The organism is Sphingobium sp. MP9-4, from assembly GCF_005281675.1.
GTDB lineage: Bacteria > Pseudomonadota > Alphaproteobacteria > Sphingomonadales > Sphingomonadaceae > Sphingobium > Sphingobium yanoikuyae.
The window spans coordinates 1-14,466 of record NZ_LUFI01000043.1 but is presented as its reverse complement, the minus strand read 5'-3'; the positions used below and the strand labels follow the sequence as shown (position 1 = coordinate 14,466).

12 protein-coding genes and 1 tRNA gene are annotated in these 14,466 nt (G+C 62.4%); 10 read left to right on the top strand and 3 right to left on the bottom strand.

The genetic code is table 11. From position 1 onward, the window contains the following. Positions 1 to 117: 117 nt before the first annotated feature. The 4 genes from A0U87_RS14600 (at position 118) to A0U87_RS14585 (ending at position 4,531) form a co-directional block, all read left to right on the top strand. Positions 118 to 202: transfer RNA gene (locus tag A0U87_RS14600), tRNA-Leu, on the top strand. Positions 203 to 265: 63 nt separating this feature from the next. Next, the gene (gene tig / locus A0U87_RS14595) at positions 266 to 1,855 is read left to right on the top strand and encodes a trigger factor (protein WP_137405657.1); all 1,590 of its coding nucleotides are present in this window, start codon (positions 266 to 268) and stop codon (positions 1,853 to 1,855) included. Positions 1,856 to 2,107: 252 nt separating this feature from the next. Continuing rightward, positions 2,108 to 3,517, top strand: coding sequence for a hypothetical protein (locus tag A0U87_RS14590; protein WP_048938172.1), 1,410 nt, complete (start codon positions 2,108 to 2,110; stop codon positions 3,515 to 3,517). A gap of 42 nt (positions 3,518 to 3,559) precedes the next feature. Further along, on the top strand, positions 3,560 to 4,531 hold the full coding sequence (locus A0U87_RS14585; RefSeq protein ID WP_010336051.1) for a glycosyltransferase family 2 protein: 972 nt from the start codon (positions 3,560 to 3,562) through the stop codon (positions 4,529 to 4,531). Here the strand turns inward: A0U87_RS14585 and A0U87_RS14580 are convergent. Next, complete coding sequence (locus tag A0U87_RS14580) at positions 4,513 to 5,142, bottom strand: DUF308 domain-containing protein (protein WP_010336052.1); 630 nt, start codon at positions 5,140 to 5,142, stop codon at positions 4,513 to 4,515. The two genes, A0U87_RS14585 and A0U87_RS14580, sit on opposite strands and share 19 nt — an antisense overlap. Positions 5,143 to 5,273: 131 nt before the next feature. Between A0U87_RS14580 and clpP the strand changes: the two genes are divergently transcribed. From clpP to A0U87_RS14565, 3 genes are all read left to right on the top strand, one after another. Further along, positions 5,274 to 5,909 (top strand): ATP-dependent Clp endopeptidase proteolytic subunit ClpP, encoded by a 636-nt coding sequence (gene clpP, locus A0U87_RS14575; RefSeq protein ID WP_004207564.1) that lies wholly within the window; start codon positions 5,274 to 5,276, stop codon positions 5,907 to 5,909. A gap of 133 nt (positions 5,910 to 6,042) precedes the next feature. Continuing rightward, on the top strand, positions 6,043 to 7,311 hold the full coding sequence (gene clpX, locus A0U87_RS14570) for an ATP-dependent Clp protease ATP-binding subunit ClpX (protein ID WP_004207563.1): 1,269 nt from the start codon (positions 6,043 to 6,045) through the stop codon (positions 7,309 to 7,311). Between the two features lie 366 nt (positions 7,312 to 7,677). After that, complete coding sequence (locus tag A0U87_RS14565) at positions 7,678 to 10,236, top strand: TonB-dependent receptor (RefSeq protein ID WP_048938171.1); 2,559 nt, start codon at positions 7,678 to 7,680, stop codon at positions 10,234 to 10,236. 208 nt (positions 10,237 to 10,444) lie between these two features. Here A0U87_RS14565 and mtgA read toward each other — a convergent pair whose 3' ends face one another. Further along, positions 10,445 to 11,158 carry a monofunctional biosynthetic peptidoglycan transglycosylase gene (gene mtgA, locus A0U87_RS14560; protein ID WP_037490228.1) on the bottom strand — a complete coding sequence of 238 codons (714 nt, stop codon included), beginning with the start codon at positions 11,156 to 11,158 and terminating at the stop codon, positions 10,445 to 10,447. Between the two features lie 44 nt (positions 11,159 to 11,202). Further along, entirely contained in the window at positions 11,203 to 12,492 is a 1,290-nt protein-coding gene (locus A0U87_RS14555; RefSeq protein ID WP_017500475.1) for an MFS transporter, read from the bottom strand. A gap of 111 nt (positions 12,493 to 12,603) precedes the next feature. Here A0U87_RS14555 and A0U87_RS14550 point away from each other — a divergent pair, with 111 nt between their 5' ends. From A0U87_RS14550 to A0U87_RS14540, 3 genes are all read left to right on the top strand, one after another. Continuing rightward, positions 12,604 to 13,152: a TetR/AcrR family transcriptional regulator gene (locus tag A0U87_RS14550; RefSeq protein WP_007704859.1), complete on the top strand. Its 549-nt coding sequence runs from the start codon at positions 12,604 to 12,606 to the stop codon at positions 13,150 to 13,152. Further along, positions 13,149 to 13,634: a GNAT family N-acetyltransferase gene (locus A0U87_RS14545; protein ID WP_048938170.1), complete on the top strand. Its 486-nt coding sequence runs from the start codon at positions 13,149 to 13,151 to the stop codon at positions 13,632 to 13,634. The genes A0U87_RS14550 and A0U87_RS14545 overlap by 4 nt, the downstream gene beginning before the upstream one ends. A 54-nt stretch (positions 13,635 to 13,688) precedes the next feature. After that, positions 13,689 to 14,440, top strand: a protein-coding gene (locus tag A0U87_RS14540) for an IS5 family transposase (RefSeq protein ID WP_107917673.1) whose coding sequence is annotated in 2 segments (ribosomal slippage) — positions 13,689 to 14,019 and positions 14,019 to 14,440 — 753 coding nt in all. Because the reading frame shifts where the segments join, the coding sequence is not laid out codon by codon here. The last annotated feature ends 26 nt before the right edge of the window (positions 14,441 to 14,466 follow it).

Genomic DNA, 14,466 nt, shown 5'->3' with positions numbered 1-14,466 from the left:
TATGCTCTCCTGCAAAGAAGAAGCTACGCGCGGGCAAGGATGCCGGTTCCATCAATGCATCCATATCCCTTGCTCTCGCCAATGCTTTTCTCTATGCCGCGCCGACCGGCGACCGATGCGGGCGTGGCGAAACTGGTAGACGCGCCAGATTTAGGTTCTGGTATCGCAAGATGTGGGGGTTCGAGTCCCTTCGCCCGCACCAGTGTCAGGCTTGGCTTGATCCGGCGCCAACGAGATTCAGCTAAGAAAGCGTTTGAGAGAAGAGATGCAGACTGTCGAGACGTTGAACGAGGGCCTGAAGCGCGCCTACACCGTGACCATCACGTCGAAGGATATCGACGCCCGCGTTGAGAAGGAAGTGCTGGCGATTGCGCCGCAGGTGCGGATGCCCGGCTTCCGCCCCGGCAAGGTGCCGGCGAACCTCGTCAAGAAGATGCATGGTGAAAGCCTGCAGCGTGACGCGCTCAACAATTCCATCCAGGAAAGCGTTCAGAAGCTGATCGCCGATCAGAAGCTGCGTCCCGCGATGCAGCCTTCGGTCGAGCTGGACGAAAGCTTCGAGTTTGGCAAGGACGCGCAGGTCAAGGTGGAACTGGAAGTTCTGCCCGTGATCGAAGCGCCGAGCATCGACGGTCTGAAGCTGGAGCGCCTGACTGCCGAAGTCAGCGACGCGCAGGTCGAGGAACAGGCCGGCCGCATCGCCACCCAGCAGGGGGCTCTGGAAGAATATGCCGCCAGCCACAAGGCGAAGGACGGCGACACGCTGGTCATCGACTTCGTCGGCAAGGTCGACGGTGAAGCGTTTGAAGGCGGTTCGGCCGAAGGCGTGAAGCTGAAGATCGGCTCGGGCCAGTTCATCCCCGGCTTCGAAGAGCAGCTCGGCGGCGTGAAGAAGGGCGAAGAAAAGACCATCGAAGTCACCTTCCCCGAAGATTATGGCGCCGCGCACCTCGCCGGCAAGGCCGCGACCTTCGACGTGACCGTGCAGTCGGTGCTGAACGCCGACAAGCCCAAGCTCGACAACGACTTCGCCAAGTCGCTGGGTCTGGAAGGTCTCGACCAGCTCAAGGATCTGCTCAAGGGCCAGATCGAGCAGGAGCATAATGGCCTGACCCGCACCTATATGAAGCGCAAGCTGCTCGACCAGCTGGCCGCTTCGCACGACTTCGACGTTCCGCCGAGCATGGTGGAAGCCGAGTTCAACCAGATCTGGCAGCAGCTTCAGCATGAAGCCAGCCACGAAGCCGATCCGGAAGCCGCTCTGGCCGAAATGGAAGCCGAGAAGGAAGATTATCGCGGCATCGCCGTGCGCCGCGTGCGCCTGGGCCTGCTGCTGTCGGAAATCGGCCAGGCCAACAATGTCGTCGTTTCGGACAATGAAATGAACCGTCTCATCATGCAGGCTGCCCAGCAGTACAGCCCGCAGGATCGTGAGCGTTTCGTGCAGTATGTCCGCCAGGATCCGATGGCCGCCGCCCAGCTGCGCGCGCCCCTCTATGAGGACAAGGTCGTCGACTTCCTGTTCGAAAAGGCGGAAGTCAGCGACCGTGCTGTCAGCCGTGAGGAACTGGAAGCCGCGATCGAAGCCGAAGATGGCGATCTGAAGCCCCACGTCCACGGTCCGGGCTGCGGCCATGACCATGACGAAAAGCCCAAGGCGAAGAAGGCTGCTGCCAAGAAGAAGGCCGAGCCCGCCGAGGCCGAAGCCGTAGCCGAGGAAGCGCCCGCCAAGAAGGCTCCGGCCAAGAAGGCTGCCGCCAAGAAGGACGAAGCCCCGGCTGAGGAAGCTGTCGCCGAGGAAAAGCCCAAGGCGAAGAAGGCTCCGGCCAAGAAGGCCGCTGCCAAGGCTGAATAAGCCTTTCCAGCCAGCAAATCGGAACGCCCGTTCTTCCCGACAGGGAAGGGCGGGCGTTTTGCATGGTGTCTCGGGTGGCGATCAGCCCTCGGCGCGAACGCCGGGATCATACGCGCTTTTCCTGATCTTTATTTTTGCGCTGCAATATATTCTGATGAAGGCCCGAAACTAGGGATCAGGCGATGAACTGATCGCGGAGGGCTTATGCAAGTCGTCAAGGGCGGTTCTGGTCGGGGTCTTGGGCAATTGCTGATGAACAGGTGGCTCCTGGTGGGCGTCTGCCTGTTCCTGTTTCTCGCCTTCTTCCTCCTGCGCTTTCCCGGTGAGCCGAACAGCGACAGCAACAGCCAATATCATCAGATCGTCACCGGCCGGTTCAACGACTGGCATCCGCCGCTGATGGCGCGGATCTGGGAAGCGCTGACCCTGTTCGGCGCGGGCACCGGGCCGATCTTTGCCTTCGACACGATCTTCTACGGCTGCGGCGTTGCGCTTCTGGCCAGCCTGCCGGCGCGACGCGGCCGGTGGCTCTGCGCCTATTGCATGATCTTCCTCGCGGCCCAGCCGATGCTGCTGATGATGAGCGTCAACATCGCCAAGGACATCATGATGGCGGTGATGCTGCTGCTGGCCGTGGCGATCATCGGGGCGGTGCAGGAAGGGCTCGTCGCCGCGCGGCCGGCCCGGACGCTGTGCTGGGTGCTGGCGCTGCTGATCGTCGTCATGGCGGCGCTGGTCCGCAACAATGCCGTGTTCCTGGTTGCGCCGATGCTGGTCTTTGCCGGCCGGCCGGCGCTGATGGCACGGCCTGTGCTGATGCTGGCGCTGTCCGCGGTCGGCGGAGTGCTGCTGGTCCCGGCCAGCAACATCGTCAATCATCGCATCCTTGGCGCATCGGATGCCGGGGCGATCCGGTCGCTGCAGATATTCGACATCGCCGGCATCATGGTGCGGGGCGGGGATGATATCCTGGCCGATCTGCCGGGCGCGCAGGCGCTGACGCAGGATGTCCATCGCTGCTACAGCCCGATCATGTGGGATACGCTGGCCTATGCCCACTGGAATTGCCATGTGCTCAAGAATGTCGAGCAGGCTATCCGGGATGGCGGGGGCGCATCGCTGTCGTCACGCTGGACTGGAGCGATCCGGCATCATCCGCTGGCCTATCTGCGCCATCGCCTGACCCATTATAATTCGACCCTCTATTTCTGGGTGCCGGTCCATCATACCGAAGCCGTGCGCAAGTTGAACACCGCCGGCAACCGGGGCGGATCGTTCAAGAACCGGTTGCTGGACCAGGTCCGCTATTCGCCGCTGACCTCGCCCGTGATGATGGTCGCCATCGCGCTGGCGCTGCTGCCTTGGATCATTGCCGCGCTGCGCGTCTCGCGCGATGCGCTGCTGCGTGTCTGCGCGATATTGATATGGCTTGCCTTGATATATACAGGCACCTTCCTGCTTGTCGGGGTGGCGACCGATCAGCGCTATTTCTTCTTTACGACATTGGCGGTTTGTCTGGCCCTGCCGCTCGCATTGTCCGATGCGACGATAAGGGCCATGATGCGGCGACATTCGGCATTGGCGGTGGCAACGGTGGGTGTGCCGTCAGCCATATTGGCGCTGACCGTCGTTGCGCGATACATGTTGCCGCCGCCGGTCTGACGGGCGACGGCCATATTTGGTCAGCATAGGTTGGGGCAATTTATGGATATGGACAATCTTTCGAACATTGGCGTCGGTCATCCGCGCGTCGCCGTTATCCTGCCCTGCTATAATGAGGCCGGGGCGATCGTGCAGACGGTGGAGGATTTCCGCCGCGCGCTGCCCCATGCCGAAATCTATGTCTTCGACAATAACAGCAGCGACGGCAGCCGCGAACTGGCGGCCGGCGCGGGCGCGATCGTTCGCCGCGTGGCCCAGCAGGGCAAGGGCCATGTCGTGCGCCGCATGTTCGCCGATGTCGATGCCGACATCTACATCATGGCCGATGGCGACGCGACCTATGAGGCCGCTGCCGCGCCGCAGATGATCGCCGCCATGCTGCAGGATAATCTCGACATGGTGGTGGGCTGCCGCCGCGACCAGGTCGAGGCAGCCTATCGGCGTGGCCATCGCTTCGGCAACTGGGCGCTCACCAGCCTGTTGAAGCAGCTTTTCGGCCGCAGCTTCACCGATATCCTGTCGGGCTATCGCGTCTTCTCGCGCCGTTTCGTCAAGAGCTTCCCGGTGTTGTCCGCCGGCTTCGAGATCGAGACCGAGATCAGCGTCCATGCCCTCGAACTGGCGATGCCGGTGTCCGAAGTGATGACCGCCTATGGCGCGCGGCCCGAAGGGTCGGTGAGCAAACTGTCCACCTATCGCGACGGCTGGCGAATCCTGCGCACGATCATCACCCTCTATCGCATCGAGCGGCCGATCCTGTTCTTCGGTATCATCGCCGCTTTCCTCGCGGCGCTCGCGCTCGGCCTGGCCGTGCCGCTGATCGTCACCTATGCGCAGACCGGACTGGTGCCCCGCTTCCCGACCGCAATCCTGGTCACCGGCCTCATGATCCTGGCGACCCTGAGCGGCATGTGTGGCCTCATCCTCGACACGGTGGTGCGCGGCCGCCGCGAAGTGCGGCGGCTCGCCTATCTCGCCTTCCGCGCGCCCAGCGACTACGCCTTGAAGGATTGAACCCGGCGGCGCAGTCGCATCGCCAGGATCAGCAGGGTGACGCCCGTCACCAGCGCATAGAAGCCGATGCCCCAGCCCAGCATGGCCACCGACACATGCGGGTTGGCAAGGGCCAGATAGAGGACGAACAGGCCTAGCAGCAGCGAGAGTAGCCCGCTCAGCGCCAGCAGCCATTCGCCCTCTATCTCCTTGCGCAGCCGGATCGCGGCGATGATTTCCAGCCCGCCGGCGATGATCGCCCAGCCCGCGATCAGGAACACGGTCAGCAGCGCATAGGTGATCGTCATCGCGATCGGAGTGACGATGAAGATGATGCCGACGGCAATGCCCAGCAGCCCGCGCAGCAGCATCGCGCCCCAGTGGCGGCCATGGCCCATCCGGCGAAAGGCGCTGATCGCCGAGAATATGCCGTCGACCAGCGCATAGACCGCGAAGATCAGCGTCAGCGCGAACAGCGCGCTGAACGGGTAGGCCAGGGCGATGATGCCCAGGATGATCGAGACCACGCCACGCAGCGCCAGCGCCTTCCAACCGAAGGAGAAGGCGGCGATCAGGCCCGGTCCGGCCCGGCCGTCATGGGGCGGAATATCGGAATGCACGTCGGAAACCATCGGCTTGTTCCCCCTGTCGCGATTTGAAACGATTGTGGAACGGTAGGGGTGACACATGGTTCCCCCTTGAACCAGTCGGGTTTTGTGCCGATGTAGGGGGTCGGGCAAAAGCACCTGACTGAAAGAGCACAATGACCAACATCATGCATGATCCCATGGCCGCGCTGGTTCCCATCGTCATCGAGCAATCGAACCGTGGCGAGCGCAGCTTCGATATTTACTCGCGTCTTCTGCGCGAGCGGATCATCTTCGTGACCGGCCAGGTCGAGGACCATATGGCCTCGCTGATCGTCGCCCAGCTTCTGTTCCTCGAATCGGAAAATCCGAAGAAGGACATCTGGATGTACATCAACTCGCCGGGCGGCGTCGTCACGGCGGGCATGGCGATCCACGACACGATGAAATATATCCGCCCCCAGGTCGGCACCGTCTGCATCGGCCAGGCCGCCTCGATGGGCAGCTTCCTGCTGGCCGCCGGCGAACCGGGCAAGCGCATCGCGCTCAGCAACGCCCGCATCATGGTCCATCAGCCGTCGGGCGGCGCTCAGGGCATGGCGTCGGATATCGAGATCCAGGCCAAGGAAATCCTTCGGATTCGCCGCCGCCTCAACGATCTCTACGTGAAATATACCGGCCAGTCGCTGGAAGCGGTGGAGCGGGCGATGGACCGCGACACCTTCCTGGAGGCTGACGAAGCCAAGGCGTTCGGTCTGGTCGACGAAGTGTTCGATCGCCGCCCGGCCGCTGCGGAATCCGCGGAAGCCTAAAGGCGATCTTTACCGGGGCGCGGTATATCACCCCTTGTGAAACCGCCGTGCCCCGGTCTAGGATGGCCTTTGGACCAGAATATCCCCGGCCAGATCCGGCATGGTGCCGACGGCGGGGAGGAAAGATTGGCGAATGACTAAGCTTACGGGCTCCGATTCAAAAAGCACGCTTTACTGCTCCTTCTGCGGCAAGTCGCAGCATGAGGTGCGCAAGCTGATCGCGGGGCCGACCGTCTTCATCTGCGATGAATGCGTGGAACTGTGCAATGACATCATCCGCGAGGAGACCAAGGGCGGTCTCGTCGGCAAGAAGGATGGCGGCGTGCCGACCCCGCAGGAAATCTGCGATGTGCTTGACGATTATGTGATCGGCCAGAAGCGCGCCAAGCGCGTCCTGTCGGTCGCGGTCCACAATCATTACAAGCGCCTCAATCACGGCTCCAAGCCGGGCGAGGTGGAACTGGCCAAGTCGAACATCCTGCTCGTCGGCCCGACCGGCTGTGGCAAGACGCTGCTGGCGCAGACGCTGGCCAAGACCTTCGACGTGCCCTTCACCATGGCGGATGCCACCACGCTGACCGAAGCCGGCTATGTCGGCGAGGACGTGGAGAACATCATCCTCAAGCTGCTCCAGGCCTCCGACTATAATGTCGAGAAGGCGCAGCGCGGCATCGTCTATATCGACGAGATCGACAAGATCAGCCGCAAGGCCGAAAACCCGTCGATCACGCGCGACGTGTCGGGGGAGGGCGTGCAGCAGGCGCTGCTCAAGCTGATGGAAGGCACGACCGCCTCGGTTCCGCCGCAGGGTGGTCGCAAGCATCCGCAGCAAGAGTTCCTGCAGGTCGACACGACCAACATCCTGTTCATCTGCGGCGGCGCGTTCGCGGGTCTGGAAAAGATCATCGGTGACCGTCTGGAAGCCAAGTCGATCGGCTTCGGCGCCCATGTTGCGGCCCCCGAAGAGCGCAAGACCGGCGAACTGCTGCGTCAGAGCGAACCCGAAGATCTGCTGAAGTTCGGCCTGATCCCCGAATTTGTCGGCCGTCTGCCGGTGATCGCGACGCTGGAGGATCTGGACGTGACCGCACTGGTCAAGATCCTGGTCGAGCCCAAGAACGCGCTGGTCAAGCAATATGGCAAGCTGTTCGACATGGAGAATGTCGAACTGAGCTTCACCGACGATGCTCTGACCGCGATCGCGAAGAAGGCGATCGAGCGCAAGACCGGCGCTCGTGGCCTGCGTTCGATCCTGGAAGCGATCCTGCTCGATACCATGTTCGACCTGCCCTCGATGGAGGGCGTTGGCGAAGTGGTGGTCGACAAGGATGTCGTCGCCGGGACCAAGGAGCCGATTCGCGTGTTCAGCGAGAAGGACAAGCGCGCGGAAGACGCTGCCTAGTTCATTCGCCGTTCAGGCTGGAACAAAAGGGGCCGGTGGACCATCCACCGGCCCCTTTTTCGTGCAAGTCTTTCGCACTGCACAAAATTTCCTGCGCCGTTGCATAATTGCACCACTGTTGGCGTGGTGTAAAATTTCGACATATTATGCAATAAAATCAATATGATAGTTTGATGTTTCGGCCTGTTTTTCAGTGCCTTGCCCAGATGTCCTTCCAATTGTGACAGTCCCGCACCTGCATTGTAACATAATTGCAATCATAGCATCACAGGGGCGTCGCCAGTGGCCGCCAGATGCGGCGCCGGCTCGAAGAGCAAAATGGTTATGGCGCCGTGGGGCGCACTCTTGAAAAAGGGACAAGGGTCAATGAAGCAGTTTCTCAAGTGCAGCGCCGCGATTCTCGCCGTCGCTGCCCCGGCTGTCGCTTTCGCGCAGTCGACCGGTTCGGACGATTTCGATTCGATCATCGTGACGGGCGCCGTCGTCAACCAGGGCGTTGGCGGCGTGAAGATCCCTGACTCGCCCAAGGCGAAGGTCGTTCTGGGCCAGGAAATCATCCAGGCGCAGCGTCCGGGTCAGTCGGTCAACGAAATCATCAACCTGGTGCCGGGCGTCAGCTTCACCAACAACGATCCCTGGGGTTCGTCGGGCGGCAGCTTCACCATCCGCGGCTTCAGCTCGGACCGTATCTCGCAGACCTTTGACGGTATCCCGCTCAATGACTCGGGCAACTATGCGATCTACACCAACCAGCAGGTTGACGCCGAACTGATCGAGAACGTCAATGTGAACCTCGGTTCGACCGACGTCGACAGCCCGACCGCCGCTGCGGTTGGCGGCACCGTCAACATCAAGACCCTTGAGCCGAGCGATGATTATGGCGTTCTGGCCAGCGTCAGCTACGGCAACATCGTCGCCGACGGTGCCGGCGATCGTCCCTATTTCCGCATGTTCGGCGTGGTGAACACCGGTGACCTCACCGGCCATGGCACCAAGGCCTGGATCTCGGCTTCGCGCATTCGCAACGATGCTGCCTTCGCCAATTATGGCAAGGTGTCGAAGCAGCAGTATAACGCCAAGATCTGGCAGGATATCGGCAGCAACGGCGACTTCATCTCGGTCGCTGCCCATTATAACCAGAACCGCAACAACTTCGGTGGTTCGCCCTTCCGCGCCAGCGCCTTCACCGGCGACAAGAGCGATCGTTTCTACGACATCGCCGGCGGCTATCCCTGCCAGGTCAGCCAGACCAGCACCCCCAACGCTTGCGGCACCGATTTCGAGCGTCGTTTCAACCCTTCGAACACCGGCAATGTCCGCGCGAATTCGAAGTTCACCCTGGCTGAACGTTTGACCCTGTCGGTCGACGGCGCCTATCAGTGGGTGAAGGCCAATGGCGGCGGCACCACCAGCGCCAACGAAACCTTCTTCACGGATTCGACCGGCTTCACCGGCACCGGCAACTATGGCGGCAGCTTCTATTTCGGTCGTGACCTGAACGGTGACGGTGTGCTGGGTCGCGTGACCCTGCTCCAGCCGAGCCAGACCAACACCCGTCGCTGGGTCGGCATCGCCAACCTGGCTTACGAGATCAGCGATGGCCAGCGCGTCCGTCTGTCGTACAGCTATGATCGCGCCCGTCACCGCCAGACCGGCTATGCTGGCTTCCTTGACAATGGTGGCACGCCGTTCGACGTGTTCCCGATCAACGATCCGGTCCTGGATGCCGCCGGCAACGCGCTGCAGAAGCGTGACCGCAAGTCGATCGCCGAACTGAACCAGATCGCCGGTGAATATCGCGGCCAGTTCTTCGAGGACAAGCTGTCGGTGCTGATCGGTGGCCGTCTGCCCTTCTTCAAGCGCGAACTGAACCAGTATTGCTTCACCACCAGCTCGGGTGGTTTCGTGAACTGCGTGCCGGAAGACCAGCAGGCCGACTATATCGCGACCCATCCTTACAGCTTCAACGAGACGACCGGCCGTGCGACCGGTTCGGCTCTGCCGCAGGCGCGCAAGCTGAAGTATGACAAGTTCCTGCCGAACGTCGGCGCGACCTTCAAGATCACGCCGGAAATCAGCATCGCGGGCAGCTATGCCAAGAACCTGTCGGTGCCCAGCACCGATGCGCTTTACAACGCGTTCATCTTCCCGGTTGATAGCGACTCCGCTTATCGTGCGCCGGAAACCTCGGACAGCTTCGACGCCAGCCTCCGCTACACCTCGTCGAAGGTGCAGGCTGCTGTCACCGGCTGGTACTCGAAGTACAAGAACCGTCTGGTCACTGCCTATGACATCGACGGTAACGGCACCGACACCAACCTGGGTCCGGTGAAGAAATATGGCGTCGACGCCAATATTTCCTACAGCCCGATCAAGGAAATCACCGCCTATCTGTTCGGTTCCTACATCAAGTCGGAAATCCAGAACGACGCCGTGACCGGCAGCTGCGCCGCGACCAGCGACATCGCTCTGGCCGGCCTGTGCTATGTGCAGGATGGCGTTGCCTATCTCCGCACCTCGGGCAAGCGTGAACGCAGCGCGCCGAAATATCTGTTCGGTGGCCGTCTGCAGGGCAATCTGGGCGACTTCACCCTGGGCGTCCAGGCGAAGAAGACCAGCTCGCGCTATCTGAACGACATCAACGGTGAAATTCAGAGCGTGACGCTCACCGATGGCACCAGCAAGATGATCTTCCCCGGTGCGAAGTTCGGTGCCTACACCGTCGTCGACCTCGACCTGCGCTACTCGCTGGCCAGCGTCGGCATGGAGAAGGGCGCGATCCAGCTGAACGTCAGCAACCTGTTCGACAAATATTATGTCGGCTCGTTCAGCGGCGGTCTGGATACGCTCGCCAGCTCGTCCTCGGCCTTCGTGAACTTCGGTTCGCCGCGCGCGATCAGCGCTTCGCTGATCATCGGCTTCTAAGCCAGACGCCGACAGGCAAAAAGGGAGGTGCGGAGCGATCCGCGCCTCCCTTTTTCATGTCCTATTCGCCGCCGCTCGATTATGATCGGGGATAGGTTAGTGCGCGCTTTCCGATAGGATCAGGACCGCGCAATAAAATGTCGAAATGTGCGGGAAATATGGGAAGTTAGGTGCCCGATTTCCTATTTTCGGGCGCCCGGCCGCTGCCTCAGTTCAGGCAGTCGTCCAGCCCGTCGCGCTGCACCACCGGGATGCGGGCGGAGATGCTGTTGCCATAGCGGCGGGTGAAGCCATGCGGGTCGATCGCCTCGCGCTTCTTGGGCAGCGGCAATACCGCCGCCAGCCGCGCCGCCTCCGCCCGGCTCAGCTTGCCCGCGCCATGGCCGAAATAGCGGATTGACCCGGCCTGCACGCCATAGGTGCCGATGCCGGTCTCCGCGACGTTCAGATAGACTTCCATGATCCGTCGCTTGCCCCAGATCGCCTCGATCAGCACGGTGAACCAGGCCTCGAAGCCCTTGCGGACGAAACCGCCACCCTGCCACAGGAAGACATTCTTCGCTGTCTGCTGGCTGATCGTGGAGCCGCCGCGAATGCGCCCGCCGCTGGCATTGTGGCGCATCGCCTGGGCAATCGCGACCGCGTCGAAGCCATGATGGCTGCAGAAGCGGCTATCCTCCGCCGCGATCGCCGCGCGCGGCATGTCCGGATCGATCGCGTCCAGGCGCTTCCATTCCTTGGTGATGCCATTGGGGTCGAGCAGCATAGTGATCGTCACCGGCGGCGGCACGAAGCGATAGATGACCACGGTGCCCACCGACAGGCCGACAAAGCCGATGGCGACCTTGAGGGGGATGCTGATCCAGCGGGAGCGACGTTTCTGGGCGGAGGCAGGCTTAGGCGCGGCTTTGGCTTTTTTCATGGGCCGCAAACTAGCGCCCCTGCGCGCCGCCGTCATCGATTCCTTCAGGCCGTGGCCAGCGTCTGCGTCCGGCCCCGGTTGATGAGCAGCACCAGCGCCGCGCCGATCAGGCACAATATGCCTGCCGCGATGAAGGCGGGCATATAGCTTTGCCAGGCGGTGCGAGACAGGCCGCCGGCCAGCGCCGCGCTCGCCGCGCCCAGCTGATGCCCGGCAAAGATCCAGCCGAACACGATATTGGCCTTTTCCGGACCGAAGCGCTGCGCGGTCAGCTTCACCGTCGGCGGCACCGTCGCCACCCAGTCGAGGCCATAGAAGATGGCGAACAGCGACAGGCTGTAGATCGAGAAATCGCTGAACGGCAGATAGAGCAGCGACAGGCCGCGCAGCCCATAATAGAAGAAGAGCAGCCAGCGATTGTCATAACGATCGCTGAGCCAGCCCGATGCCAAAGTGCCGGCAAAATCGAACAGCCCCATCATCGCCAGCATCGACGCCGCGCCGACAGCCGCCAGCCCATAATCGCCGCACAGCGAGATGAAATGGGTCTGGACCAGCCCGTTGGTGCTGGCGCCGCAGATATAGAAGGAGAAGAAGAGGATCCAGAAGGTCGGCACCTTCGCCACGTCGCGCAGCACGATAAGCGGCGTTGCCAGCAGCGCGCCCAGGCTGGCCGGCTGGGCGGGGACGGGCTGGATCGCCTGTTCGCCATAGGGGGCAAGGTTCAGGTCCGACGGCCGATCGCGCATCAACAGCATGACCGCGACGGCCGCGACCAGGATCGCGCCACACACCAGCAGCATCGCCACGCGCCAGCCATAGCTGCCGGTCATGCTCGCGAGCAGCGGCAGGAAGGCGAGCTGGCCGGTCGCGGTGCTGGCCGACAGCAGCCCCATCACCAGTCCGCGCCGCTCGCTGAACCAGCGGGTGGCGACCGTCGCGCCCAGCACCATGGCGGTGAGACCCGTGCCGACGCCGATCACCACGCCCCAGAGAAGGACGAGCTGCCACAATTGCGTCATGCCAAGCGACAGCAGCAGGCCGCCAATGACGATAGACAGCGAAATCAGCATCATCCGCCGCACGCCGAAGCGGTTCATGAAGGCGGCGGCAAAAGGCCCCATACCGCCGAACAGCAGGAAACGGATAGCCAGCGCGCCGGAAATATCCGCCGCGCTCCAGCCAAACTCCTTCTGCAGCGGCACGATGAACACGCCCGGCGCGCCGACCGCGCCGGCGACCACCAGCATGGTGAGGAAGGTCGTGCCCGCGACCGCCCAGCCATAATGGACATTGCGCGCGGCCAAGCGGCGGGCGAACATGGTGGACAGCATCGACTTCCCCTTGGACTGGCCCCAGAACTGATACTCGAGCCGGAAAACGGACTGGCGTTAAATGATAGGTATCATATATAAGATCAAGAGGCCAATTGGAGATGCAGGATCATGAAAGTCAGCCGTGAACAGGCCGAGCGCAATCGCGAGAAGGTGGTGGATGCGGCGTCGCGCCTGTTTCGTGCCCGTGGTGTGGAGGGCGTCGGCATTGGTGAGGTGATGCGCGAATGCGGCCTTACCCACGGCGGATTCTACAATCAGTTCGAATCGAAGGAGGCGTTGGCGGCAGAAGCCTGCGCCACGTCGCTCGCGCGCGGCGCGGCCAAGTGGCGTCGGCTGTCGGCCGAGGACGGGCCGGATGCGATCACTGCCGATTATCTGAGCGCCCGTAACCGCGACGCGCCCGAAACCGGCTGCGCGCTGATCGCGCTCGGCCCGGACGCTGCGCGCAAGGGCGGACCGCTCGCCGCCGCCTTTCGCGAAGGCTTCGAGGATCTGACCGCCGCGTTGCAAAATGCCGGTATCGCCGATCGCGACGCGGCGCTCGCCCGCATGGCGCAACTGGTCGGCACGATGGTGCTGGCGCGCGCGGTCGACGATCCTGCGCTGTCGGAGGAATTGCTGGCGGCCAATCGCCGTGCCCTGGGTGTCGAGGCATGAGCGGCAGCGCCCAGTGGCGACCGATGGGGCAGGAGGATGTGGACGCGGCGGCGGCCATTTCCGACCGGGTTCATGGCGCCTATACGGAGGAGCCTGCCATCTATGCCGAACGGCTGCGCCTCTATCCGGCGGGTTGCTTCCTGCTGGAGCGGGACGGGGAGGTGCTGGGCTACCTCGTCACCCATCCCTGGGCCGGCGACCGACCGCCGGCGCTCGACCAGTTGATGGGCAGGCTGCCGGACGCGGCCGACCGCTATTATCTTCATGATCTGGCGCTGCTGCCCGAAGCGCGCGGCACCGGCGCTGCTGCTGCGGCCGTGGACCTCACCATCGCGCAGGCGCGCGCCGCTGGCTTCGATCGCATCACCCTGACCGCCGTCAACGGCGCGGATGCCTTCTGGCGCCGACAGGGTTTCGTCGACGCGCCGGTTGCCGCCGACAGTTATGGCGCGGACAGCGTCTCGATGGTGCGGATGCTCTAAGGCCTGTGGGGATTTAGGATTCCCATTTACCAGCAGATGTGATTCACACTGCGGATGGATCGCTTTGTACTGACCGACGCCCAATGGGCGAAGATTGAGCCGCACTGTTTGGGGAAGATCAGCGATCCCGGACGCAGCGGTAGGAACAATCGGCTATTTATGGAGGCGGTGCTGTGGATTGTCCGAACGGGCAGTCCGTGGCGCGACCTGCCTTCCCAGTTCGGAAACTGGAATACGGTGTTCCGGCGTTTCCGTGACTGGCGCGAAGCGGACGTTTTCAAGCGGATTTTCGATGCTTTGACGCATGAGCCTGACATGGAATACGCCATGATCGATGCCACCATCGTCAAGGTTCATCGTCATGGGCAAGGCGCAAAAGGGGGACTTCGGGCCAGGCCATTGGCCGCTCTAAAGGCGGCATGACGACCAAGATACTGGCGCTCACTGATGCCTTGGGCAACCTGGTGCACTTCCGTCTGATGCCAGGCAATCGCTTCGATAGCGTCGGTGTTGCGCCGTTGATCGAAGGCGTGGAGTTTGGCGCATTGCTTGCCGACAAGGCTTTCGACAACAACGACATCATCACCGATCTCAACGAACGCGGGGCCGGGATCGTTATCTCTCAGCATCCGCGCCGTGCCATACCCATCCCGCTTGACGCCGAAATGTACAAATGGCGGCACCTGATCGAGAACTTCTTCTGCAAACTCAAAGAGTTCAAACGCATCGCCATGCGCGCCTGCAAAACCGACAGCAGCTTCGAGGCCATCATCTACCTCGCCGCAGCCGTCATCAACTCTCGATGAATCCCCACAGGCCTTAGGGCATGTTG